This window comes from Alteromonas sp. AWJ4_197 (assembly GCF_056160285.1).
Map to the genome: position 1 here is coordinate 668699 of NZ_JBSWWW010000001.1, position 24967 is coordinate 693665.

Here is a 24967-nt window from a genome sequence, read left to right on the forward strand (position 1 = left end):
CGCCTCAGGACTGGTTTTTAATCAAAGCCAGTTCCTGAAGCCTGGCTCTGAAGCGGCGTTCACGGCGCTGTCCCCACAGGTAACAGTGCAAAGAAAACACCACTCCCAACCCCAGAGCCCCGTAGAACCGCATTGAAGAAAAGTCCGGTTGAGCTGCTTTTTCACCGGTCACCAGTTCCCATCCCAGTATGCCGGCCAGATACAAAACAGCAAGCCAGCAGGAATGCTTCGTTAACATGGCAATTTTCACATTGTTGGCTATCTGACGGTAAAGCACATCCACATACGCCTGCGTGTTCACGGCATTACTGAAAGCTGCATGCCGGCGCAGCCAGAGCAGGTATCCCACCATCGGAATAGTGATGATAAGCAATCCCCAGATCACAGTACGGGAGAAAGACGACAGCTCATCTGCCATGATGTACAACATCAGTATGAGCGGCACCGGGCTTAGGAGATCGATCAGGATGTACAGCCGCTGCTTGCGACGCTGACCGCTGAGTTCACGCCTTAGCTTGTCGATGTCTATGGTCTGCACGTCCTGCGTCTGCCACAGGGCAGCCAGATCATCCGTATTATTCGTCACGATTTAACCTCCTCACCACTTCTTCTTTTGTGCGTTTCAGCAGCACACCGGCGTGGCTGGTTGTGATCCCGCAAACATCTGCAATTTCCCCGTAGGACAGCCCTTCAAGAGATAAAGTCAGCACCTGACGCCCCGGCAAAGGAAGGGTACGTACCACTGAGAGGAGCGCTTGTAATTGCTTGTCCTGTACGGTGGCGTCTTCAGGGTTTAGTAATGCAGACACACCGTGTTCAGTGTTTTCATCCAGTTCATCAGTGCGGGGAAGCCGGGCGTTTGAAGCAACATGCGTGACCGCACGGTTGTGGGCTATTTTCAGAATGTAAGTTTTCAGGCTGCTCTTGTGTTCAAAGCGCTGCAGTCCCTGCCACACTGCAACAGCAATCTCCTGCAGCAATTCCTGACGCAGTGCATCATTGGCCTCGTAACCGGCGGCAACACGGCTCAGTAATCCGTTGTACTGTTTTAATATGCTGGCGAAATCTTCGGCCAAAATGGGTTCCCGTTCATACAAAAATTCCCTGTTTCCAATGTCATAGTCGCGGGACAAAGAAAAAAATTACAGTGATTTGTAATTTTTTTTATTCCGCCAGGACTACCTGATCAACACGCCGCCATTGCGGTTAAAAATAACCCTGATTACCCGGAGACAACCATGACTATTACCGCTGTGATAATTATCCTGAGTGTGCTGTCGGTTTCCCTGACCGTATGCTTTCTTGATGCCCGCTATAACCTGAAACTGGTCGCGTGGATGAACGGAGAGGTCACCAACCCGTTTATGCAGGCTTCATTCAGTGAAAAAGTCTCAGCAAAAAAACGGGATGATTCAGAAATGGCAGCCCTGAAAGCCCGTATCGCAGCCCTTGAAGCCATCGTGACAGAGCCTGCCTACGAGTTGAATCAGAAACTCAACCGGCTGTAACTGTTCTTACTTTGACAGGAAAGCAGACAACCGTCCGGCAGCAATATTCACCAGTCTTTGCCGCGCCTCTTTTGCCACCCAGGCAGAATGGGGAGTGATAAGCAGGTTAGGCAGACCGGTATTTAACAGGGGATGATCTGCCGGGGGCGGCTCTGTCGACAGGCCGTCAAGCCCGGCGCCGGCAATGTCCCCGTTTTTCAGCGCCTGTAACAACGCGGCTTCATCAATCAGCGCGCCTCTGGCGGTATTAATAAGAAAAGCCGACGGCTTCATTTTACTCAGGCGCTGCGCATTGATGAGATGATGGGAATCCTCTGTCAATAAACAGTGCAGCGACACCACATCAGCATCAGGTAACAAACTGTCCAGTGACGGTCTGTCGTCATCCGGCTTGCCCGGTCTGGCAGCAACCGTGATACGCATACCCATAGCTTTTGCCATTTCAGCAAAACGCTGACCAAGTTCGCCATAGCCCACAATCACCAGATGTTTGCCCGCCAGCTCCATGACCGGATGATCCAGCAAGCAAAAGTGCGGCCCTGCAGACCACTTGCCGGCGTTTACATCGCGGGCGTAAGGGGCAAACGAGGTAGACAAATTTAACAGCAGCATCAGTGCATGTTGGGCAACGGCGTCAGTGCCGTAACCTTCCACATTGGCAACCTCGATACCATGCTGCGCGCACCAGTCTTTATCAATATTATTGGTACCGGTTGCCAGAACACCTATGTACTTACATTGCTTTGCATGACGCAACACTTCAGCATCCAGCACCACTTTATTTACCAGAATGATGTCAGCATCGCGCACTCTCTCTTTGCGCTCATCCGCCGTTGTGGTGGCATACTGTGTCAATGACACAGGCAGGTCAGTCAGGCAGGAAATATCAAGTTCTTCCGGCTTCAGCGTATCAGCATCCAGCAACACGGCCTTCATTCAGAATTCCTCCCGGATGGATTCCAGAGCGTCTTTGATATCAGCGGGAACAGGCACGGCATGATCGGTCTGCCGTTCAACATAAACATGGACAAATTGTCCGTGTGCCACGCGGCGCTTAGCATCGCCGGCATACACAGACAGCCCGTAAGTCACTGAACTGCGACCGACTTTAACCACCCGCAGCCCAACAAAAATACTTTCAGGATAGGAAGCGGGAGAAATATACTGACACTGGGAACTCACCACATAAGCGACGATATCCCGCGAGGCATCCGGACAACGCTCTTTGAGAAAACGGCTCACACCGGTATCAAAGAAGCTGTAAAACGCCACATTATTGATATGGCCATTTTCATCGTTATCCTGTAACCGTGTGGTTAACTCTACATGCCACGGGTAGTCACTTAATCCCGGTGTAAAATCCGTCATCCGTTCACTCCTTCTGCTTCGCAGCTAAACCACCAGCGGGCTTATGTGCGTCTAGGGCAACAACACCAGGTCGTCGCGGTGGACAATCACCTCTCCATAGTCATAACCGAGAATATGGCGGATTTGATTGCTTTTCTGCCCTTTTATCTGGGCCAGATCTTTGGCGTCGTAAAGTGCCAGACCTTTCGCCAGCGCTTTCCCGTCGCAATGCAGCTCCACTGCATCTCCGGCAACAAATTTACCTGAAATGCCGGTGACACCGGAAGGCAGCAAAGAAGCGCCCCGGTCGGTGATAGCCCGGCGGGCACCCGCATCAATGTCGATGACACCACGGGTTTTTAACGTATGGGTTAACCATAAAGATCGGGCGGTCTGACTGGACTGCCTTGCAGTAAATAATGTTCCCGGGCACTGGCCTTTGAGCAATGCATCAAAGACTTTGCCATCACGGCCGTTGACGATGAGCGTTTGAATACCGCTATGGGTACATTTATCCGCTGCCTCAATTTTCGTCCGCATTCCGCCGGTGCCCATGGATGTTCCCGCTCCGCCGGCTAATGCATAGATGTCCGGAGTAATGGAATCAACAACAGGGATCAGAGTAGCCGAGGCATCTTTGCGGGGATCGGCGGTGTACAAACCGTCGATGTCCGAGCACATGATGAGGGTATCAGCCTGTGCCACCAGCGCAGTATATGCACCAAGATTGTCGTTATCGCCGACTTTGAGTTCGGCCACCGCCACGGTGTCATTTTCATTCACAATGGGCAGCGCTTCATGTTTAAGCAGTTCGCGCAGGGTGTTTTTAATATTGACGTACCGGGTACGGTCACGAAGGTCATCCGCAGTTACCAGGATCTGGGCACAGGGACAGTCAAAAAAACGCTGCCAGTTCGCCATCATCTGCATCTGCCCGATCGCGGCCATGGCCTGTTTTTCGGCAATAGAAGCCGGATGGTTGATGGTTACCCGTCCACGTCCGGCAGCAATACTGCCTGATGACACGACAATCACTTCTTTTCCTGCAGCACGGCTTTCGGTAATGAACCGCGCCAGGGGCAGTAAATACTTAGCACTGACATGTAAACCATCAGGTGCAATTAACGCGCTGCCGACCTTTACGACGGCACGCTGCCAGGTGAAATTACTCATGAAGATAACTGATAAACAAAGAGAGTTTGAGAATACTGCAAACCCATTCAGAAAAAAACGCATATCCGCGCTTTCCCAAAGAACAATTTGTCACACCGCAGTTTATTCTGATCTGAAACCCGCTGCCGTATGACTTAGTTTGCGGTGAGACCGGAGCTATCTACGGCTAAAAACTGGCATCTGCGGGGGAAAACTCATTAAAATAGGCGTTTGGACTTTAATGTCTTAAATAAGAAGGAAATTGAATGAGCACGCGACAAAAGCGACTGCTTTGGCTGGCTCCTGTACTGGGTTTACTGGTTCAGGCTCCGTTTGCCTCCGCAGCGATAAAACAAACAAAGGGCGACTTCGAAGATAAATTCAGACAACTCGACGAAGTACTTCCTACCCCTAACGTATACAGAAACGCCGCCGGTGAAGCTGGTCATCAGTACTGGCAGCAGCAAGTCGATTACGTCATTAATGCAAAACTCGACGAAGAAAAACGCCGTATTGATGCTTCTGAAAAGATTTCTTATCACAACAATTCACCTGACACGCTGAAGTATCTTTGGATCCAGCTTGATCAGAACAAATTCCGTGATGATTCCATGTCAGCCCTCACCACTACCTTTGGCGGCATCGGTAACCGTGGTCCGGCGACGCAGTCAGCCAGCGGCGACAGCCCGGCTAAACTGAGTATGGGTGCACTGCGCCGTCAGCAATTCGTTGACGATCACGAACTGGGCTATCAAATTAAAGCCGTTGAAAGTGCCGGTAAAGCGCTGCATCACGTGATTGTAGGCACGCTGATGCGTGTAGATCTGGCAACACCGCTGAAACCCGGCAAATCAGTCGATTTCACCATCGAATTCGGTTACAACATCGTTGAAGAAGATGCAGTATCAGCCCGTTCTGGTTACGAGCACTTCCCGGATGATGAACGCGAAGGCGGCAACGACATCTTCCTGCTGGCTCAGTGGTTCCCCCGTCTGGCGGCTTATACTGACTACGAAGCCTGGACCAACAAAGAGTTTATCGGCCGCGGTGAGTTCACCCTGGAATTCGGTAACTACGATGTATCCATGACCGTACCAGCTGACCACATTGTTTCTTCCACCGGTGTACTGCAGAACCCGAAAGATGTGCTCACCAGCACTCAGCGTAAACGTCTGGAAGAAGCCAAAACCGCTGACCGTCCTGTTTTCATCGTAACGGCAGAAGAAGCGCTGGAAAACGAAAAAGCAGGCACCAGCAAAACCAAAACCTGGCGTTTCAAAGCGGACAACGTGCGTGACTTTGCGTGGGCATCTTCACGTAAATTCATGTGGGACGCCAAAGGCATTGAGCAGGACGGTCCGCAAAAGCACGTGATGGCCATGTCTTTCTATCCGAAAGAAGGTGGCGATCTGTGGAAGAAGTATTCGACAGAGTCGGTAGTGCATACGCTGGACGTATACAACCGCTTCACTTTCTCCTATCCGTATCCGACAGCGCAGTCTGTAAATGGCCCGGTTGGCGGCATGGAATATCCGATGATTTCCTTTAACGGCCCGCGCACCGAGCTGCAGGACGACGGTTCACGTACCTACTCACTGGCTGAAAAGCGCTTCCTGATTGGTGTAGTTATCCACGAAGTGGGTCACAACTACTTCCCGATGATCGTGAACTCTGACGAACGTCAGTGGACCTGGATGGATGAAGGCCTGAACAGCTTCCTGGACGGCGTTGCTGGCCGTGAATGGGATCCGAACATTCCATGGGGTGTTGAACCCCGCGATGTTACCGGCTACATGAAGTCTTCATCTCAGGTACCCATCATGACCCAGTCTGACTCGGTACTGCACCTGGGCCCGAATGCTTATACCAAGCCGGCAGTTGCACTGAACATTCTTCGCGAGACCATTCTTGGCCGTGAGCTGTTTGATTTTGCCTTTAAAGAGTATGCACAGCGCTGGATGTTCAAGCGTCCTACGCCATCTGACTTCTTCCGGACAATGGAAGAAGCTTCCGGTGTCGATCTCGACTGGTTCTTCCGTGGCTGGTTCTATACCACCGATCACGTCGATATTTCACTGGACCGTGTGTACAAGCTGCGCCTGGACACGAAAGATCCTGACATCGACCTGGCCCGTCAGCGTGAAGCTGAAATGGATAAGCCTCTGTCTCTGACCGACGAGCGCAACCGTGAAGAAGGCCGCAAGCTGTGGGTTGAGCGTTTCGACGACATCAAAGATTTCTACGATGACAACGATCAGTACACACCAACCAACAAAGACCGTAACAAGTACCGCGAATTCCTGAACAAACTGGAACCGTGGGAACGTGAAACCTTTGAGCGTGCTGTACGTGAAGACAAAAACTACTACGTCATGGACTTCAGCAACCTGGGCGGACTGGTTATGCCAATTCTGCTGGAAATGGAATTTGCAGACGGTACCAAACAGTCAATGCGTATTCCTGCTGAAATCTGGCGCCGTACACCGAAAGCTGTCTCTAAGCTGGTCGTGACCGACAAAGATAAAGAGCTGGTAAGCGTTACTGTGGATCCCCGCTGGGAAACTGCTGACGTAGATGTGGAAAACAACTACTACCCGCGCCGCATTATTCCTTCACGTATCGAAGCGTATAAGGCGAAGAAGAGCGAAGCCCGTACCTCAATGGATCTGATGCAGGACAGCAAAGCTGAACTGAAAACAGATGACGGAGAGGGTGATGACAACTAAGTCTCACCGCATGATTCAGTGGAGCCTCGCGGCTCTGCTGATGATGGTTTGTCAGGCAGCATCTGCCCATCAGATTAAAGCGGCAATCACCACAGTTCTGTTCAACCCGAGAACAGAAAATATTGAGGTGATGCACCGGTTTAATCTGCATGATGCGGAACATGCTGTAAAAGCACTGTTCGATAAGCGTGCAGATATTCTTGATGACAAAACCACTCAGCAGGCTTTCACTGATTACGTGATGGCCCGCTTTGCATTACTGAATGCAGATGGCGAAAGTCTGGGGCTGAAAACCGTAGGTTATGAAGTGGATGGTAAGTTTTTCTGGGTTTACCAGGAAACCGAACAACCACCTTCGCTGGAAGGTCTCAGTATCCGTCACGATGCACTCAGAGACTTGTGGCCGGCACAAATTAATACACTGAACGTGGAAGGACAGGGCGACGTAAAAACCCTGACATTCCGTGATAACGTGGAATTACTCAGTGTGGAGTTCGCTAACAGCTCTGCGCGCCACCACTAAAGTCTTATATCTTCACATTGACCCGCTTGCCCGTAATGCATCATAGTTAACCACACTGTTTTCGCGTTACGGGTAAGTGTTATGTCTGAAACGACTCCTCAAACCAACAGCTTCACTGACAAAAAGAATATTATGTGGGTGTTGCTATCCGGCGCTATGGCCATTCTTTTTGTTGCGCTGTTATTTATTCCGGGCGCCACCAGCCCCGACAGCACCCTTTCAATTTATGCCGCCATGCTATGGTGCGGTATTTTCTCCGCTACGGTTTTCCGTTATCTGGGCAAAAACGGCTGGACCGGATTTGCCGCAGGCAGTGCAGCCGGATTCTGTATTCAGCTCCTTTCTGCATTCGTGACACTATGAGCGATGAGCCGGACGGCAAACCCGTCCCCTCTGGCAGACTGTCGCGGGTAATAGGTCTGGGTTCTCTGGCTGGCCGCATTGCCGGCAATATGGTGACCAGTGGTGCCGGACAATTACTGAAAGGGCAGCGGCCGGCCATGGCTGACTTGTTGCTGACGCCGGCCAACATCACACGCATAGCCGACAAACTGGGCACCATGCGCGGTGCCGCCATGAAAGTAGGGCAACTTATTTCCATGGACGGTGGAGATTTTCTTCCTGAAGAACTGTCCGCAATCCTTGCCCGTTTGCGGGAAGATGCCAGTCCGATGCCAAAAGCCCAGCTTACTGAAGTGCTGAGCAATGCACTGGGTGAAAACTGGCAGGACAACATGCTGTATTTTTCTTTTGCCCCAGTCGCCGCCGCGTCTATCGGTCAGGTCCATAAAGCCATCACCCCCGACGGCACAATGCTGGCGTTAAAAGTCCAGTACCCCGGCGTACGTGAAAGCATCGACAGTGATGTTGATAATGTGGCCACACTGGTTCGCATGAGTGGTCTTATCCCTAAAACGCTGGATATTGCGCCGGTGCTGGAAGAAGCGAAACAGCAGCTTAAACAGGAAGCAGACTACCTGCGGGAAGCGTATATGCTGGACACCTACCGTTCCCGCTTGCAGGATGATGATGCGTTTATTGTGCCCCGCAGCTACCCGTCGCTGTGTACAGAAAATGTTCTTGCCATGTCTTTTGAGAAAGGGGATGACATAGAGTCGGTACTGCATCTGGAACAAGACCTGCGCAACGGGGTCATGAGCGCACTGATGCGGTTGTTTTTCAGAGAAGTCTTCGATTTCAAACTGATACAGAGCGATCCGAATCTGGCAAATTACCGCTATGACCCCGTTTCCGGAAAAATTATTCTGCTGGATTTCGGTGCCACCAGAGAAATTACCCCGGCCATGGCTGAAGGATACCGTTCGCTGTTGCGCGCGGCGGCAAACAATGACGCTGACGCCATGCTCATTGCGGCATTGTCTATAGGACTGGTCACGGAGGAGCATACCACTCAGCAGCAAACCAAAGTCGTTGAACTCGGCATGACTGCCTGTGAAGCGATACATGTTGACGGCAGCTACGATTTTGGTAACAGTGACCTGATTATGCGGTTACACAATATGGGGACCGCACTGACGTACCGGGAAAATTTCTGGCATGTGCCGCCGGCGGATGCCCTGTTCATTCACCGTAAACTGGGCGGATTATTCCTGCTGGCCAGACGGTTAAAAGTACAGATGAATCTACGCCAGATTGCTGCTCCCTGGATTCAGTAGGGTAATGCCATAGTGAATGGTAACGCTACAGAATGTGACGCTTTCGGCGGATTGCCAATCATTTCATCGTAGGGGGTGTCATGCTTCATCACCGATTTTTCGACATGACAATGAGCGAACAACTCGCGGATCTGTCCGGCGCTGTAAAAACGCATGGGCTTGTCTTCGTTATCGTAAACCAGTCCCGAACGCTGGCCGATGCAAATAAGTACCAGATATACATTCATTTCGAATGACTGCACTTCAAGGTAATCAATCACTACAGGGTCGTTTTCGATGTCGCGAAAGTAGAATTTGTTCATCGCTGCTCTCCGTTAACCTGTTTGAAGTGTACAAATACCATTCAGAAAGGACTACTTTTACAGACGGAATTCCCATTAAGATGTTGTAATGAAGCGCTCCGTTTTTTCACATTTTTTCTGGTTATAGCAAAGATAATGCGATCAAAATCAGGCTTTTCTGAGTAGAAAAGTGTTAGAAAAGAGGAATTTGCTATTAGTACGGAACAAATTGATCCATTGATTCTCAAAACAGAGAACACATCTCTGGTAGTATGATAGCCGTGCTATCTCAGGACAGTTGAATTCAGTCAATTTCTGAGGCGAATGTCCTGAGGTAGCACGGGTTTATGATCCAGAGGGAACATTACAGGGTGAAAAGTTTATGAGTGATGATTCAGAGAAGAAAACGCTGGCGCCGCATATTTTAATTATCGCGGTGATTGTAGTGGTCATAATTGCAGTTCTGTTGTGGCCGTCGAAGGAAGAACCTGCACCGGTTACCGAAGAAGTGCCGGCAGAAGAAATGCCAGTTCTGCCTGACGAGCCGGACGATTTTCAGCCCGCCCCGCCACCGGAACCGGTAGATATTGATCCCGTTGACGAGCCGGAACCTATGCCGGAACAGCCAGAGCCTGAACCGGAACCTCTGGATGTGTCGGATAAGGGCGTAGAAGAAGCCTTAAATGCTATTTCAGGTACGGAAGAAGCGAACAACCTGATTGTGAATGAGGGTCTTATTCAGCGCTTTGTTGTTACAGTGACCAATCTGGCCAATGATGAAATGCCGGCGGCCCAGCAGGTACCGTTAACCGCACCGGAGCAAACATTCAAAGTTTACCGTCAGGCTGATAAAGAGTGGATTGATGCCGCCAGCTACAAGCGTTACACGCCGTACGTTACCATGATGGAAAGTTTTGATAATGAAGCTCTGCTAGATCTGTTCAAACGTTACAAAGGGGAAATCCAGTCGAAGTATGACGAGATTGGACAGCCCGGCCAGCCGTTTGAATCTGTCGTGGTGGAAGCCATCGATCAACTGCTCGATACCCCGGAAGTTCCTGTTCCGGTAGAAGTGTACTCTGACTCAGTTGCCTACAAATATGCTGATCCGCAACTGGAAGAACTCAGCACGCCGCAAAAGCAATTGCTGAGAACCGGCCCGGACAATATGCGCCGTATCAAGGCGAAATTACGGGAATTGAAATCTCTGCTTGCAGACGATGGATTTTAACCGGTTTCAGGCTCAGATAGAGTCGCACCCGTCAGATGACGGGTGCAACCTCCCTCCGGTAGAACAATGGCATCCGCCATTTTGCGGTAACATCGATATGTGCATCACAGCCTCCGGTGAATGGCAATATCAGCAATCTCCTGTTACACGATTATCCCTTGTCAGGCTTTTTTCCTCTGTTTTAGTAAAAGAAAATGACGATTATTTTCTGGTAACGCCGGTGGAGAAAGTCGGTATACAGGTAGAGGATGTGCCTTTTGTAATTATTCAGTGGGCAATGGAAGATAATCACCTCAGATTAACCACACAAACCGGTGATACATTCACTGTCAGCGCCTCTCATCCCGGCACACTGCGGGCTTCTTTAGACGGCACCTTTTTACCTTACGTGAATGTCCGGCGTAACTTATGGGCCAGACTTCATCAGAATGTTTACTATCAGTTACTCAACGAAGCTGAGGAAAAAACAGCACCCGACGGCACCACCCGCTTTACAGTTCAAAGCGGTGACTATGAACTCATTCTCGGAGAAATCAGCGAATAACCTTTGCCATACTGGCATCCGCACAGTCATTTCATTACAGTAGAAAACTCACACACTGATAACGATAATGACAATGAAAAAACTCTCTTTATGTATAACAGCCCTGTTGGGACTGAACACTTTACCTCTGCAGGCAGACACCCTCATTCATGCCGGCAACTTATTTTCTGCAACTGACGACTCTCTGCAAAGCCGGATGACAATTGTGGTCGACGGCAACAAGATAACCGCGGTGAAAAAAGGCTATATCAGCGCTGAAGACGGCGACACAGTGATTGACCTTAAAAATCATACCGTGATGCCGGGACTGATGGACATGCACGTTCACCTTTCCTCCCAGCAGGGCCCGTCTTCTTACATGGAACGCTTCACACTCAACGAAGCTGACTACACCCTGAAAGCGGCACACTTTGCGGAGAAAACCCTGTCTGCCGGCTTCACAACCGTGCGTAATCTGGGTGACGGATACAACGAAACCATCGCACTGCGAAAAGCCGTTGACAAAGGCCTGGCACAGGGGCCGCGCATTTTCTCTGCCGGTAAATCGATTGCGACAACCGGCGGACATGCAGATCCCAGTAACGGGATGGCACACAAACTTCGCCCTGATGTCGGACCGGAGCAAGGTGTTATAAACGGCGTTGCAGAAGCCCGCGATGCAGTGCGCCAGCGCTATCAGGATGGTGCTGACGTGATAAAAATCACTGCCACCGGCGGCGTTCTGAGCGTAGCGAAAAGTGGCCAGAATCCGCAGTTTATGGACGATGAACTGGAAGCCATTGTTGCTACAGCTAATGACTACGGCATGACAGTGGCTGTGCATGCTCACGGAAAAGAAGGTATGAAGCGGGCCATTAAAGCCGGTGTGACGTCTATCGAGCATGGTACTTACATGGACGATGAGATTATGGATTTGATGAAAGAACACGGCACCTGGTACACCCCGACTATTCTCGCCGGCGAGTTTGTGGCTCAGAAAGCGAAAATCGACGGATTCTTTCCGGAACTTGTCAGACCCAAAGCGGCCGCCATCGGCCCGTTGATCCAAAACACCTTCTCCAAAGCGTATAAAGCGGGTGTAAACATTGTGTTTGGCACTGACAGTGGCGTTTCAGCACATGGCGATAACGCTCAGGAGTTTGCACTGATGACAGAAGCCGGCATGCCTGCTGCTGAAGCATTGCGCAGTGCAATGGTTTCACCGGCAAAACTGCTGAATATCAGTGATGAACTCGGCACTATCGAAAGCGGCAAACTGGCCGACATCATTGCAGTTGAAGGTAATCCCCTTGAGGACATCAGGGTGATGGAGAAGGTTGTCTTTGTTATGAAGGACGGGGCAATCTTCAAACAATAACGGAAGATTATGCCCATAACGAAAAAGTTAAAACGTACGACGAAGAAAATGGTGGATTCCAGGCACATGCTGAAAGGCATTACCCTGGCGTCATTTCTGGAATCTACAATCGTACCTGTGCCCCTGGAAGCGATCCTTATACCGCTGATGCAGGCAAGAAGAGAAAAGCTCTGGAGCATTGCCCTGATGGCCACTCTGGGGTGTGTTATTGGTGCATTATTCGGTTATGCGCTGGGGTATTATCTTTTCGATTTGACCGGCGACTGGATCATTAACACCTTTTCTGACCCGGAACAGTTTAAGCAGGTTTCAGCTAAAATGGAGCAGCAGGGGTTCTGGTTTGTACTGACGCTCGGGATTGCCCCCATTCCGTTTCAGATAGCCATGCTGGCAGCGGGTGCAACAAAATACTCCCTGCTGTTGTTCTTACTGGCCACGGTCATCGCCAGGTCCATACGGTATTTTGGTCTGGCACTGGCGGTATATGTTGCCGGAGACAAAGCTGAAGCGTTAATCAGGCGATATAAAACGAAAGCAATACTGGCACTGACTGCTGTCGTGCTGTTGATCTGGTATATCACTACATTGTTTTAACCGGGCAACAGCATTAAATTTAATTTGATAATAATTCTCATTTGCATTACTTTTAATTCAGGAGGTGCGTATGATGAAAACCCATTATCTTAGCCCGGAATACTGGAAGTGGCTGCAATCCCACCCGGAGCATGCCCGCAACCACTTTACACAAACCAGTCAAACTGCGCTGGAAAAGGCAAAGTCCGGTGAAATGGAATCCGCCCGTCAGACAGCAGGGGAAGCTTATGAAATTGCGCAGGCGGTATTGCTTTCTTTGCAGGCACCTGAAACCTCCCCGGCCTCACAGAGAAAAGATTTGACCGCTTATGGTGCTGCTGCCATACAGCTTGCACGCAGCCATGCTGCTACAGGGAACATTGAAGATGCTGCCACCTGTCTTGATGCGGCATCACAGCAAATCTATGCGCTGGCCCCGCTGTTTGCATTACACCCTGAGTTACTGACGATGCTGCAACAAATTACGTTTTCACTGCAGAAAGGGCTGGCCTTCTACCAACGGCAGACATTATCTTCAAGGGTACTTCACTAGTGACCTTACCGGTGGACAGCCAGTCATCCACAACCATAACGCTGGAAGTGGATATCAGGCTTCTGAAGCATATGCTACGGCAGAGGATTCTGCACATCAGCGATCTCCGTTGCCAGTCTCATGATGACAAAGTGCGCTTACAGCGGCTCTTACTTCAGGCCATCACGGAAAGCCATTAATTTTAGCAACAGATAAATCGCTATCAGCAGTTATTTGCGTATTCAAATAATACAGGAAAAAGCTTGCGGGTTTTCCCCCCTGCCAGCGTAACGAATACCGGATAAGATACTGTGATCGCTTCAACCACTATCAGCTATATTGCCCGCGCCGGATATGGTGCAAAAACCGTTGTTTATATTCTTCTTGGTATTTTCGTTATAACCACAGCATTTACGTTCCTGCAATCTGAAGAACCCACTCAGGACCATGTTTTCAGAACACTCCTGGAGCAGCCTTTAGGATGGTATCTGCTCGCCGGCGTAGTATGCGGGCTCGTCTGCTATATGTTATGGCGTCTTATTCAGGCCTTTCTGAATACCGAGAACCTGGATATGTCAAAAGCCGGCGATGTGATCACCAGAGCTTTCTTTGTATTATCAGCGACGATTTACGGAGTCGGGGCCTGGGGTGCAATCAGAGTACTGATTGGTACCGGTAATTCAGAGAAAGACAGCAGTAAACAGGTTTCACAGGAGTTAATGCAGCAGGCGTGGGGAGAATGGCTGGTTGCTGCCATCGGTACAGGTATTCTGATATTTTCTTTCATCCAGCTAAAGCATGCCTGTAAAGCCGATTTCATGGAAAAATTTAATACTCATCATATGCGGGACAGTGAGATTCATATCAGCCGTATTGCCGGCAGACTCGGCTATCTCGCGAGGGGTGTTGTTTACATTCTGGTAGGTGCTTTTTTTATTCAGGCGGCAATTGAACTGGATCCGTCAGAGGCAGGTGGAATTAAAGAAGCATTCAGTACTATTTTAAATCAGCGGTACGGGCAGTATGGACTTGCTGCGACAGGTGCCGGCATAGCCATGTTTGGCATTTTCTGTGGTTTTGAAACAATTTACCGCACCACGCCGGGAAACCGGTAATAAAAAGCCGGCGTATCACCGGCTTTAAAAACTGTTTGTATGAGATAACGGCTACAGCCCTTTCTTAATCAGAAACTGATAAGGCAATGCATCAGTCTGACTTGCCACCAGCGTGTGTTGCATAAACCGGCAAAACCCCGGGATATCCCGCTCTGTTGCCGGATCATCTGCGGTGATCAGAACCGTTTCACCTTCTTGCATTTTCCGCACTTTCAGACGCACCATCATCACAGGTTCCGGGCAACGGAGGCCCAGTGTGTCCAGTTCGTGGTCCGGGCTGGCGAAGAGGGGATTATCCAATCCCATATGACTCACGGTACTGACGAATTGACGCCATGTGCTCTGCGTGCGCACCGGTTTCTTCCAGATAAGCAATTACGTCATTCAGAGACACGATAGAAACTACCTGTGTACCAAAATCACGTTCCACTTCCTGAATAGCAGACAGCTCGCCTTTACCCCGTTCCTGGCGATCCAGCGCAATCAGTACACCGGCCAGAGAGGCACCGTTCTGAGCAATAAGCTCCATTGACTCACGGATAGCTGTTCCGGCAGTGATCACATCATCCGCCAGCATAATACGGCCTTCCAGCGGGCTGCCTACCAGATTACCGCCTTCACCGTGATCTTTCGCTTCCTTACGGTTAAAGCAATAAGGCACATCCATATCATGATGATCAGCTAAGGCTACTGCTGTGGTTGTGGCAATAGGGATCCCTTTGTAAGCAGGGCCAAACAGTACATCGAAGCCTATGCCGGAATCCGCCAGTGCTGCCGCGTAGTAACGACCCAATTTGGCCAGATCGCCACCTTTGTTGAACAACCCGGCATTAAAGAAGTAAGGACTTGTACGGCCTGACTTCAGGGTAAACTCGCCAAATTTCAGCACGCCACGGGCGATGGCAAACTCAATAAACTCTCTTTTAAACGCTTTCATCTGCTCTCCTTACGCAAGAGCCGCTTTCTGAACATCAAACAGTTCACGCAGACCGTGCTTAGCGATATCCAGCATTTCGTGCATTTCATCAAAGGAGAACGGTTCGCCCTCCGCGGTACCCTGGATCTCAATCAGCTTGCCGGTTTCGGTCATTACTACGTTCATGTCGGTTTCGGCTGCTGAATCTTCGGTATATTCCAGGTCAGCAATTGGCGTACCTTCGTAAATACCCACAGACAATGCTGCTACCATGAATTTCAGCGGGTTAGTTTTGATAATGCCTTTAGCACGCATGAAGGTAAGGGCATCCACCAGTGCAACACAGGCACCAGTGATAGAAGCGGTACGTGTTCCGCCGTCAGCCTGAATAACGTCACAATCCAGTGTTATTGTGTTTTCACCAAGCAGTTTCAGATCAAGTGCCGCACGCAAAGAGCGGGCGATCAGGCGCTGAATTTCAAGGGTACGGCCGCCTTGTTTACCCCGTGCTGCTTCACGCTGGCTGCGGGTATGCGTTGCCCGCGGCAGCATACTGTATTCAGCCGTTACCCAGCCCTTTCCCTGACCCTTCATAAAACGCGGTACACCTTCTTCCACCGTCGCAGTGCAAAGTACCTTGGTATTACCGAATTCGACTAAAACCGAACCTTCAGCATGACAAGTGTAATTGCGGGTAATCGTAACGGGACGGATCTGACTGGCGGTTCTGCCGCTTGGACGCATAGGAGTCTCCTGAGAAAAGGTCATAAATCTGTATTTTTTAACAGGCGCAAGTATAGCGTAAATACACCGGCAAATTGAATCCGGCGGGAAGGGAATTAAGGCGTAAAAAAGTAAAACGCCGCATAAATGCAGCGTTATCAGATTATTTTAAGGTTTCAGAGAGGAAATTCACGACCTTCTGATAGTACTCGCCGCGGTTGGTTTCATCATAGAAACCATGTGTTTCCGAGTCTTTCACGAACCACTCATAGGATTTGCCAGCTTTGTCCAGGGCACTTTTCAGACGTTCGGCGTGCTCAAGGGGAACCCGGCGGTCACGGGCACCATGGGCAATAAGTACCGGACCGGACAGTTTGCTCACGTGGGACACAGGGGAAAATGCAGTTAACTGAGCGGGGTCAGTACCCAGCACTTTTTCCAGATAGGCATCACCGGTGAGGAATTCAGTAATGTCACCTTTCTCCAGTGCCAGATTAAGATCATAGACGCCGGCATTAGCAACAGCACACTTAAACAGGTCAGGGGCGAGTTCTGCAGACATCACCGCAGAATAGCCGCCAAAGCTGCCGCCCATGATACACACTTTGTCTTTATCGATATGTCCCTGAGAAATGATGTAGCGTGTACCGTCGATAATATCCTGCTGAATATCGTCACCCCAGTGCTTGTAGCCGGCAACCTGATAATCGCCGCCATAGCCACCGGAACCACGGTAGTTCACCTGAAGAACAGCATAACCTTCGTTCGCCAGTAACTGAACTTCACGGTCAAACCACCATAAATCACGTACATAGTGCGGACCGCCATGAACAAGAGTTACCAGAGGAACTTTCTGTCCCTGTTTCATCGTAACAGGGTAGGTAACGAAACCGTGAATTTTCATTCCGTCTGACGCTTCAAAACTCACCGGTTTGGTTTCAGAGAAGTCGTCTACGGAAATGTGTTCAAGGTTAGCGAACAGCTGGCTCAGGCTATTGGCAGATTTGTTGTAAAGATAATAGGTACCGGCATCAATATCGCTGGTGGCATAGATGAGCCACAAATTGCCGTCTGCTGAACGGCTGACCATATTCACGTTGTAACCCGGCAGGGCACCCAGCAAGTCTTTAAAGATTCTGGCTTCTTCACCGGCACTGTCGAAAACCATGTACGCCGGCATACCGTCATCCACGCGGATAGCATAGGCAGAGGACTTATCGGTTGTCAGATTTACCTGAGACAAAGACACTACATCATCGGTGTATATTTCTTTTCGCTCACCGGTCTTGAGATTCATCCGGAAAAGGCCGACTTTGTCCTGTTCGAAATTATCCAGGTAAATCACTTCCGTGGCATCTTCGTTCAGAGATACCGGATGGAAAGCCTGCCCGAATTGCTCACTGATTTCTTCCCAGTCATCGCCTTTACGACGAAAAATAAGCGTATCGTCATTCTTATTTGTGCCGGTTGCCATGATCAGGTTACCACTGTCATCAGTAAAAATGTCAGATTGTGGCGCGGGCGCATAAGCCTTGGCGGGGTACAATTTGCCGCTGTAAACGTTCAGACGGTGAATTGATGCGATGCTGTCGTAGCTGGCAGAAAGACGCTGAACGAAACCAATCCGGTCTACGTTCATCGGCTCTGATGCAATCAGGATCTCATTGTCGTTATCCGGCATTGTACTGATCACGCGGGCCCAGCCATCTACGCTTTTCTTTCTTTTAATCCGGGTATTCTGACGCTCTTCGACGTTGAATCCATAGATAATCTCGCCGTTAGTACCGTCGTAATTAATAGCGTAAAGTTCGCCCCAGAACTGAGGTTCAGATTGCCATGGCTCTTTACGCCAGATTTCCATTACCAGGCGATCATTATTCGCCCAGTAAAAGGTACCGACCTCATTTCCCCCGCGCATGGCCATTCCGCCAACCGTTGAGAAATCTTTCATGTCCAGCACGGCAAGGTTTCTGATGCCATCCTGTACAACCACGATGGCCAGACGGTCTCCGTCCGGTGATATTTTGGCATCTGCGTAAATAGCATTTTTAGCTATGTCCTGCGGTGTGAAAGCCGCAAAAGCAGAAAAAGAAAGGAACAAAAATGCGACCAGCGCACCTAATTTCTTATACGACATGTGGGTCATCCCTGAGTAAACATACTTCTGATAATGAGGCATTATCTCTGAAATCAGAATCCATTAAATGTAACAAATTTATCCGGTAACAGAATAGCCAGCAACACAGTTACAGGCAAGCAGGGACGATCAAAACCTGTCTGAACCTTGTACTAAAGTATGAACACAGTGAACATTACCACTGACAACCCGGTGATTCCTGCGTAGACTTACGCATAAATCCATACGGAGATTGAAAATTTATGATTTACAGCATGACCGCGTTTGCCCGCAGTGAAGTGAAAAAAGACTGGGGAACAGCCGTGTGGGAAGTCCGCTCGGTGAACCAGCGTTTTCTGGAAACTTACTTCCGTTTGCCTGAACAATTCCGGGCACTGGAACCGGTGCTCCGTGAGCGCTTTCGCAAGCGTTTACAGCGGGGAAAGGTAGAGTGCGCGCTGCGTTTCAGCGCTAACGATGCCGCTGTAACCAAACTCACGCTTAACGAAGCACTTGCGAAAGAAGTCATGCATGCTGCAGACTGGGTGCAGTCACACGGTCAGTCCACCGGAGTTAACCCCCTTGATATTCTGCGCTGGCCCGGCGTTATCGCTGCCGAAGAAGCCGATATGGATGCCATTCAGGCGGATATTCTGGCGGCATTTGACGATACCCTTACTCAGTTCATCGAAGCCCGCGCCACCGAAGGGGATGCGCTTAAAGCACTTATTGAACAGCGCCTGGACGGCATTGAAAAAGAAGCCGCAGCAGTTGCTGAAAAAATGCCGGCTATTGTTGAGTGGCAGCGTGAAAAAATTCAGTCCCGTTTTGAAGAAGCCAAAGTAGAACTTGATCCCACCCGCTTCGAGCAGGAAATGGTCATGCTGGCGCAAAAGATTGATGTGGCAGAAGAACTCGACCGCCTGAATGCTCACGTTAAAGAAACCCGTAATATCCTGAAAAAAGGCGGCGCCTGCGGCCGTCGTCTGGATTTCATGATGCAGGAATTCAATCGTGAGTCGAATACGCTGGGTTCCAAGTCAATAAACTCAGAAATCACTCAATCAGCTGTTGAGCTGAAAGTGCTGATTGAGCAAATGCGCGAGCAGATCCAGAATATTGAATAGCGTTCACATATTTATTGCAACACACTTATATTACATATTTTTATTACAAATAGTCAGTTTGATACTGCTTACCCACCAGAATCCAAATGATTTGGTGGGTAAATCAAGTTTTGAATTAATAGTTAGGTAGTATCCGATATTCATCACTATCCGGAATGCTGCAATATATTGAGTGATTTTTTAGTTCACTAATCGTTTGAAATTTTTCATCCAACTGTACATTTAGAACTTCTTTTAACGTAGATCCGATACACTTTGCTAAAAATGATCTACTCGAATAAATTTCTAACGAGTATTTATTCTGAAAGTCATTAGATGACATTGACCGTTCTCTACTTTCATTTCTCTCAACTATTTCATCTACTGTATCTATTAATTTTTTATATACCTCATTTACTCTTGGATCTCCAAAAACTACAAATGACTCATAGTAAATATTCTTTAGCTTTAGATTTGAATTCTTTAACTTCTCAATATCTAGTGGATTCTTTGCCGCAGGCAAAAGTTTTGCAGATTCTATCAAAATATCTGAATACATCTTCACCCTTAAATCCATCAATGGCTTTTTCAATTCGAACTCGGTTTGGATTTTAAATTGCGAATATGACAATATAATAGTTATTGTAATTATAATTGACGTTATAACTTTGGTAATATTGTCAATCAAAATAGAATTTTTTTCATCGCCTAAAATTAGCATTATTCTTCTATACATCACTTGCCTTATAAATTTTTAATAAGTACGCTATTCATTACTCATCTTGGGTGTGATATTCATAAAAACCGGATAGCATTCCAATTTTTCAAGGAGTTCAACTTATTCTTTTAGTCGTCTCGAATCAGAGCTTTTTTATCTCTTCCTCATAAACGCTACCATTTCGCTGGCGACGGCCCTGATCACATTTACACAGACTGAGTTGCCAAACTGTTTGTAGATTTGGCCCTGAGATACAGCATCAACGATGAATGCCTCGGGAAAGCCTTGTAATCGAGCACATTCTCTTGGTGTCAGTTTACGCGGATTCTTGTTCAGTGCGCTCTGGTCAATCAGGATCTCGGACCCGTCTTTATAATAGCGGGCACTGATCGTGTTGGTGTAGGCATTGTCGGGCGTAAACAGTGAATAGCCGAACCCGTTACCTTTTTGTTTATGCTCCGCTTTACGCTTCTGGTGGCCCGTCCAGAGCCTGTCTGACAAGGTGTAACGATCATCTTTGGCTGCCAGTTCGGACGCACTCTCAAGAATATCGCCCACACGGGTTGGTATGTTTGGTGGTTCCGGCCAGCGAAAATGTGCATTGATATCTGCTTCGCTGAAATGATCTTTATCGAAGCCGATGATAAATACCCGTTCACGGTTTTGCGGGGCACCGAAATCTGCCGCCCGCAGCACTTTATAGTCCACCCAGTAATTCAGCTTCTCAGAAAGAGCATGGCGCGCTTCCTCACTGAGAGGCATATCATCCGGTATACTCTGATCAAAATCTCCCCGCAGGATAGCCTCAATGGTTTTAAGTGTACGACCTTTATCATGGCCTTTAAGCTGCTTTACGTTTTCCAGCAGGAATGCTTTCGGACGCTTTTCAACAAGAATGCGCTGAATTTCAAAAAACATGGTGCCGCGGGTATCGCTGAACCCTTTTTTCAGACCTGCCTGCGAAAATGCCTGGCAGGGAAACCCGCCCAACAGCACATCGTGATCCGGAATATCTGCCGCGCGGATTTGGGTAATATCGCCGTGTGGCATTTCACCGTAGTTCGCAAGATACGTTTTTTGTGCAAATTTATCCCATTCTGAAGTAAATACACACTTACCTCCCAACTCCTGAAATGGAAGTCGTATGCCACCCACTCCGGCAAAGAGATCGATAAAGTTAAAGTGGTATTCTGAGCCGGTAGCTGCGAAAGGGGCTTCTTTGGCCAGTTGCACCATGCGTTTTTCCAGGGTTCTCACTGCTTCTGCTTTTTTAGCCGAAGGCAGGTGCTCGCCATTTTCCCAACCGCGAACTGTCCGCTCGCCCTGATTGCCCAACCCCAAAAGATTTGCAAATTCTGTTCTGCCCAATCCCAGCCGTTGACGTATACACCTGATATCATCAGCGCTAAGATTCTGGTTTTGTTTACTCATGGGGAGACTTCTGCTTATCCGGTTTTTATCCCTGCGAGGTTAGCATCAGAACAGATCAGCTACCAGCGCTTTGTCATTTAAAACGGAAGGAAACTTTTATTGGCAGACGTACACGACAAAGCTACACGAAGTAAAAACATGTCTGCGATAAAAAGCAGAAATACAAAACCGGAACTACTGGTCCGGCGGGCGCTGTTTGCCAGAGGGTACCGTTACAGGAAAAATGTTAAGCGGTTACCGGGCTCGCCGGACATTGTGTTACCCAAATACAGAACCTGTATTTTCGTGCACGGCTGCTTCTGGCACATGCACGAACAGTGTCATCTGGCACACTTGCCGGAAACAAGAACAGCATTCTGGCTCACCAAACTTACGCAGAATACAGTGCGGGATAAACGCCACCAGCACGACCTGCTTAGTCAGGGATGGAAGGTAATTATTGTCTGGGAGTGTGCCCTGAAGGGGGTTGGCAAACTGCCTTTTGAAGAAGTCATATCGCGACTTGAGAAACTTATCCATATGAAGCACGGCTTTAAAAGAGCACTGGAAATACGCTGAAGGCAGAGACGTTTGTGACCACCCGCAAGTAATGTACTATACCTGTTTAGCAAAAGGAGAATGAGATGAAACGGTTAAGTTGTTGCTTGTTGTTTATGCTGTCACTGTCGGTGTCAGCCAGTCCTCAGGAAGAAGTCAGCAACGTGCTGGATAAGTTTCATCAGGCTGCATCTGATGCCAGCTTCACCACGTATTTCAGCCTCTTTTCAGCCAATGCTGTATTCATCGGTACCGATGCGGGAGAAACCTGGCCGGTTGATGAATTTAAAGCCTATGCGAAGCCATATTTCGATAAGGGGCAGGGTTGGACCTATCATCCCCGCGACAGGCATATTTATTTTTCTGCTAACGGCAATACGGCCTGGTTTGATGAACTTCTTGATAATGCCAGCTATGGTGTAACGCGGGGAACCGGTGTACTGGTGCTTGAAAACGACAAATGGAAAATTGCCCAATATCATCTGACCATTCCTATTCCTAACCAGTTAGCCAGTACAGTCACCGAAATGATAAAGCTTTCCTCTGCTGAGATACCTGTAGCAAATTAACTAAAAGGACTGGCGATAGCATGATATGGACAGTATTTAACATACTTTCACCATTCTGTTTTTTACTTTTTAACATTAGCATCTTCTATCGCCTTCAACTTTAGGAAATTACCTGATGCGCACAATTTTAAAGGTTATTACTCTAACATTGTTGTTTACAGCTCTTCCCGGATGCAATTTTTCCGGATCAAACGGTAAGTCTAAGAATCAAGTGGACAAAATTATCCCAGCCTATAATGTAAAAACACTGACTTACAAAACGATCGGTAGTAAAGCTCTTCAACTGGATTTATATATACCCAAACAGAGTAAAGCGGAACATACGCCTCTTTTGATATGGGTTCATGGAGGAGCTTGGTTCAGGGGCTCCAAAGACGAATTTATTTCCAAAAATGGTACCTTGGCTGATAAATTGGTAAATGAAGGTTACGCAATTGCCGCGGTCAATTACCGCTTGAGCGGAGAAGCCGTTTTTCCTGCGCAAGTAGCAGATATCAACGATGCAATTAACTATTTGGTAAATCATGCCAGTCAATACAATATCAGTACTGATAAAGTTGGTATTATGGGACGCTCTGCAGGTGGTCACCTGGCCTCTCTGATTGCTACATCTAACAACGATACTGAAACTGGCTTCTATGAGGCAAGTAGACAGCCCGAATACGATATTGCTGTAGTTCTCGACTTCTTTGGCCCCAGTGATATTAATGCTATGAGGGGAAACAGTGGAAATGTTGACCATGACGCACCAGATGCAGCAGAAGCAAGGCTCCTTGGCGCCTCTCCTGTTGAAAGACCAGATCTAGCTAAATGGGCATCATCTACTACATATATTGATACAGATACCCCACCTTTCATCATCATGCACGGAGATGCTGATGGAGTTGTTCCGGATAGTCAAAGTAGAATTTTGAAAACCAGGTTGGGGGAATCAGGAGTATCAAATAAGTTAGTTGTTGTACAAGGCGCCGGTCATGGCGACCCAGTATTTGATACCGAAGAATACGTTGATATGGCCGCTGAGTTTATTAAAAGTTATCTTCCGGTTACTCAGTAATTATTGGCTGCTCTTGCTTTGTGTACGAAAAGCAAGAGCAGCTAAAGCTGTGACCGCAAAAAACTCTATGTCTAACTCGCTATCTTTAGTTCGTTATGTAAACGAGAATGGCAGGCGTTGACTCATATGCAATTGAAACTTTGAGGATTTACTATTCGTCTATAGTCTTCATTCTGTATGCTCTGGGCGTGTCTCCCGTCCATGATCTAAACGCCCTGGTAAACACAGCGGGATCGGAATATCCAACCCTTTCAGCAACTTCATTTATTGAAATTGTCGTCTGCGAAAGGAAATGCATTGCTCTGTCACGACGGATTATATCTTTCAATTGTTGGAACGAAGTCCCTTCATCTCTGAGCTTCCGCATTAACGTCCTCGGAGTCATATGCATTTTGTTTGCACAGTACTGAATCGTAACAATGCGATTTTGCAGGCCTGATTTGATAAGAGGTTTCAATTCACCACTCAAACTATAGTCCGCTTTGTACTGCCGGAACAGCTCGAGAGGACAACGGTTCATAAAGACCTTCAGACTTGCACTGTTTTGCCTGACTTCTCTATCCAGGTAATGGGTTGGGAATATCAATGAAAGTTCTTTGCTTTCAAAATTGTGCGGCCCTGGGAAGAGATAACTATATTCACCGACATGAGCGGGCGTAGGATAAGGAAAGTGGCTTTCAATAATGGGCAGTTCATCGGCAATTAACCACGCGGCGTAACGATGCCATGATAAAAGACAAATCTCAGCGAACAGATGGTGATAATCCAACTCAGGTTTATGCAGAACAAGGCGCAGGGTGACCGATTTACCATTTTCTTGCAGAGTTATTTGCTCACGTCTGAATAACAGGTTGTAAAAACGAATTCCTAAAATAAGGGCTTTTCTCAAGGTCGGCTGATTTACGGTTAACTGTCCCATCATGTAGTAGGAGCCGTACGGAATGACCATGTCATTAAGACCCATACTTTCATCATTCATCCACTGCCAGATAGCTTTTTGCAAATCCGCCAGCTTTTGTGTCGGAATACGATGTTCAGGCCGGTATAGATCCTGTCGCGATAGACCGATACCTTGCATCAGAATATCAACGTCAACACCTTTGAGCGCAGCGGCCTCGACCAGTGCAGTCAAGTAATGATTAGCAGCGGACCCATACTCCATTTTATCAGTGTTCACCGTCTGACTCTCTTAATTCCCTGATAATTTTTTAACTAAAATAAGAAGGCAA

At 48.4% G+C, this 24967-nt stretch carries 28 protein-coding genes; 15 read left to right on the forward strand and 13 right to left on the reverse strand.

The genetic code is table 11. The features are described 5' to 3' along the window. Positions 1-4 precede the first annotated feature (4 nt). Positions 5-586, reverse strand: a complete 582-nt coding sequence (locus ACXAGC_RS02915; RefSeq protein ID WP_474842233.1) for a hypothetical protein — start codon at positions 584-586, stop codon at positions 5-7. Further along, the gene (locus ACXAGC_RS02920) at positions 576-1076 is read right to left on the reverse strand and encodes an RNA polymerase sigma factor (protein WP_474842235.1); all 501 of its coding nucleotides are present in this window, start codon (positions 1074-1076) and stop codon (positions 576-578) included. The genes ACXAGC_RS02915 and ACXAGC_RS02920 overlap by 11 nt, the downstream gene beginning before the upstream one ends. A 162-nt stretch (positions 1077-1238) precedes the next feature. On the opposite strand from ACXAGC_RS02920, the gene ACXAGC_RS02925 reads away from it, so the two are divergent. Then, positions 1239-1508, forward strand: a complete 270-nt coding sequence (locus tag ACXAGC_RS02925; protein ID WP_474842236.1) for a hypothetical protein — start codon at positions 1239-1241, stop codon at positions 1506-1508. A gap of 6 nt (positions 1509-1514) precedes the next feature. Here the strand turns inward: ACXAGC_RS02925 and ACXAGC_RS02930 are convergent, their stop codons facing one another. From ACXAGC_RS02930 to proB, 3 genes are read right to left on the reverse strand one after another with little or no spacing between them, the layout of a single operon-like run. Beyond that, positions 1515-2444, reverse strand: coding sequence for a D-2-hydroxyacid dehydrogenase (locus ACXAGC_RS02930; RefSeq protein WP_474842238.1), 930 nt, complete (start codon positions 2442-2444; stop codon positions 1515-1517). Further along, positions 2445-2876 (reverse strand): acyl-CoA thioesterase, encoded by a 432-nt coding sequence (locus ACXAGC_RS02935; protein WP_119503180.1) that lies wholly within the window; start codon positions 2874-2876, stop codon positions 2445-2447. Between the two features lie 51 nt (positions 2877-2927). After that, positions 2928-4028, reverse strand: coding sequence for a glutamate 5-kinase (gene proB, locus ACXAGC_RS02940; RefSeq protein ID WP_349590869.1), 1101 nt, complete (start codon positions 4026-4028; stop codon positions 2928-2930). Positions 4029-4273: 245 nt separating this feature from the next. Between proB and ACXAGC_RS02945 the strand changes: the two genes are divergently transcribed. The 4 genes from ACXAGC_RS02945 (at position 4274) to ACXAGC_RS02960 (ending at position 8932) form a co-directional block, all read left to right on the forward strand. Beyond that, a complete protein-coding gene (locus tag ACXAGC_RS02945; protein WP_474842241.1) occupies positions 4274-6733 on the forward strand; it encodes a M1 family metallopeptidase in 2460 nt (819 codons plus the stop codon). Between the two features lie 10 nt (positions 6734-6743). Further along, positions 6744-7256 (forward strand): DUF6702 family protein, encoded by a 513-nt coding sequence (locus tag ACXAGC_RS02950; protein WP_474842413.1) that lies wholly within the window; start codon positions 6744-6746, stop codon positions 7254-7256. 81 nt (positions 7257-7337) lie between these two features. Further along, entirely contained in the window at positions 7338-7619 is a 282-nt protein-coding gene (locus ACXAGC_RS02955) for a hypothetical protein (RefSeq protein ID WP_119503182.1), read from the forward strand. Then, entirely contained in the window at positions 7616-8932 is a 1317-nt protein-coding gene (locus tag ACXAGC_RS02960; RefSeq protein ID WP_474842243.1) for an ABC1 kinase family protein, read from the forward strand. Before ACXAGC_RS02955 ends, ACXAGC_RS02960 begins: the two co-directional genes overlap by 4 nt. Here the strand turns inward: ACXAGC_RS02960 and ACXAGC_RS02965 are convergent. Further along, entirely contained in the window at positions 8926-9234 is a 309-nt protein-coding gene (locus ACXAGC_RS02965) for a DUF6482 family protein (RefSeq protein ID WP_303572498.1), read from the reverse strand. The two genes, ACXAGC_RS02960 and ACXAGC_RS02965, sit on opposite strands and share 7 nt — an antisense overlap. 361 nt (positions 9235-9595) lie before the next feature. Here ACXAGC_RS02965 and ACXAGC_RS02970 point away from each other — a divergent pair, with 361 nt between their 5' ends. The 6 genes from ACXAGC_RS02970 (at position 9596) to ACXAGC_RS02995 (ending at position 14565) form a co-directional block, all read left to right on the forward strand. Beyond that, a complete protein-coding gene (locus ACXAGC_RS02970) occupies positions 9596-10444 on the forward strand; it encodes a DUF3014 domain-containing protein (RefSeq protein WP_119503185.1) in 849 nt (282 codons plus the stop codon). Further along, positions 10434-10988 carry a DUF1285 domain-containing protein gene (locus ACXAGC_RS02975; protein ID WP_474842415.1) on the forward strand — a complete coding sequence of 185 codons (555 nt, stop codon included), beginning with the start codon at positions 10434-10436 and terminating at the stop codon, positions 10986-10988. Before ACXAGC_RS02970 ends, ACXAGC_RS02975 begins: the two co-directional genes overlap by 11 nt. A gap of 73 nt (positions 10989-11061) precedes the next feature. Further along, positions 11062-12345, forward strand: a complete 1284-nt coding sequence (locus ACXAGC_RS02980; RefSeq protein ID WP_474842417.1) for a metal-dependent hydrolase family protein — start codon at positions 11062-11064, stop codon at positions 12343-12345. 9 nt (positions 12346-12354) lie between these two features. Further along, positions 12355-12939 carry a YqaA family protein gene (locus ACXAGC_RS02985; RefSeq protein WP_474842246.1) on the forward strand — a complete coding sequence of 195 codons (585 nt, stop codon included), beginning with the start codon at positions 12355-12357 and terminating at the stop codon, positions 12937-12939. A 70-nt stretch (positions 12940-13009) separates the two neighbouring features. Next, a complete protein-coding gene (locus ACXAGC_RS02990) occupies positions 13010-13471 on the forward strand; it encodes a hypothetical protein (RefSeq protein ID WP_474842248.1) in 462 nt (153 codons plus the stop codon). Positions 13472-13761: 290 nt separating this feature from the next. Further along, positions 13762-14565 carry a DUF1206 domain-containing protein gene (locus ACXAGC_RS02995; RefSeq protein ID WP_474842250.1) on the forward strand — a complete coding sequence of 268 codons (804 nt, stop codon included), beginning with the start codon at positions 13762-13764 and terminating at the stop codon, positions 14563-14565. Between the two features lie 51 nt (positions 14566-14616). Here ACXAGC_RS02995 and tusA read toward each other — a convergent pair whose 3' ends face one another. From tusA to ACXAGC_RS03015, 4 genes are all read right to left on the reverse strand, one after another. Continuing rightward, a complete protein-coding gene (gene tusA, locus ACXAGC_RS03000) occupies positions 14617-14871 on the reverse strand; it encodes a sulfurtransferase TusA (protein ID WP_303572503.1) in 255 nt (84 codons plus the stop codon). Then, positions 14858-15502, reverse strand: coding sequence for an orotate phosphoribosyltransferase (pyrE, locus tag ACXAGC_RS03005; RefSeq protein WP_474842252.1), 645 nt, complete (start codon positions 15500-15502; stop codon positions 14858-14860). The genes tusA and pyrE overlap by 14 nt, the downstream gene beginning before the upstream one ends. Before the next feature lie 9 nt (positions 15503-15511). Beyond that, the gene (rph, locus tag ACXAGC_RS03010) at positions 15512-16225 is read right to left on the reverse strand and encodes a ribonuclease PH (RefSeq protein WP_474842253.1); all 714 of its coding nucleotides are present in this window, start codon (positions 16223-16225) and stop codon (positions 15512-15514) included. A 142-nt stretch (positions 16226-16367) separates the two neighbouring features. Beyond that, positions 16368-18341 (reverse strand): alpha/beta hydrolase family protein, encoded by a 1974-nt coding sequence (locus tag ACXAGC_RS03015; protein WP_474842255.1) that lies wholly within the window; start codon positions 18339-18341, stop codon positions 16368-16370. A gap of 242 nt (positions 18342-18583) precedes the next feature. Between ACXAGC_RS03015 and ACXAGC_RS03020 the strand changes: the two genes are divergently transcribed. Then, entirely contained in the window at positions 18584-19447 is an 864-nt protein-coding gene (locus ACXAGC_RS03020; RefSeq protein ID WP_119503195.1) for a YicC/YloC family endoribonuclease, read from the forward strand. A 115-nt stretch (positions 19448-19562) separates the two neighbouring features. Here ACXAGC_RS03020 and ACXAGC_RS03025 read toward each other — a convergent pair whose 3' ends face one another. Both ACXAGC_RS03025 and dcm read right to left on the reverse strand, forming a co-directional pair. After that, positions 19563-20162, reverse strand: coding sequence for a hypothetical protein (locus tag ACXAGC_RS03025; RefSeq protein ID WP_474842257.1), 600 nt, complete (start codon positions 20160-20162; stop codon positions 19563-19565). 135 nt (positions 20163-20297) lie between these two features. After that, on the reverse strand, positions 20298-21575 hold the full coding sequence (gene dcm / locus ACXAGC_RS03030; protein ID WP_474842259.1) for a DNA (cytosine-5-)-methyltransferase: 1278 nt from the start codon (positions 21573-21575) through the stop codon (positions 20298-20300). 99 nt (positions 21576-21674) lie between these two features. Here dcm and ACXAGC_RS03035 point away from each other — a divergent pair, with 99 nt between their 5' ends. The 3 genes from ACXAGC_RS03035 (at position 21675) to ACXAGC_RS03045 (ending at position 23738) form a co-directional block, all read left to right on the forward strand. Next, complete coding sequence (locus ACXAGC_RS03035; protein ID WP_474842261.1) at positions 21675-22133, forward strand: very short patch repair endonuclease; 459 nt, start codon at positions 21675-21677, stop codon at positions 22131-22133. A gap of 65 nt (positions 22134-22198) precedes the next feature. Beyond that, positions 22199-22681 (forward strand): nuclear transport factor 2 family protein, encoded by a 483-nt coding sequence (locus ACXAGC_RS03040; RefSeq protein ID WP_474842263.1) that lies wholly within the window; start codon positions 22199-22201, stop codon positions 22679-22681. 115 nt (positions 22682-22796) lie between these two features. Beyond that, positions 22797-23738, forward strand: coding sequence for an alpha/beta fold hydrolase (locus ACXAGC_RS03045; protein WP_474842265.1), 942 nt, complete (start codon positions 22797-22799; stop codon positions 23736-23738). A 151-nt stretch (positions 23739-23889) separates the two neighbouring features. Here the strand turns inward: ACXAGC_RS03045 and ACXAGC_RS03050 are convergent, their stop codons facing one another. Beyond that, positions 23890-24915 (reverse strand): AraC family transcriptional regulator, encoded by a 1026-nt coding sequence (locus tag ACXAGC_RS03050; RefSeq protein WP_474842267.1) that lies wholly within the window; start codon positions 24913-24915, stop codon positions 23890-23892. Positions 24916-24967 lie beyond the last annotated feature (52 nt).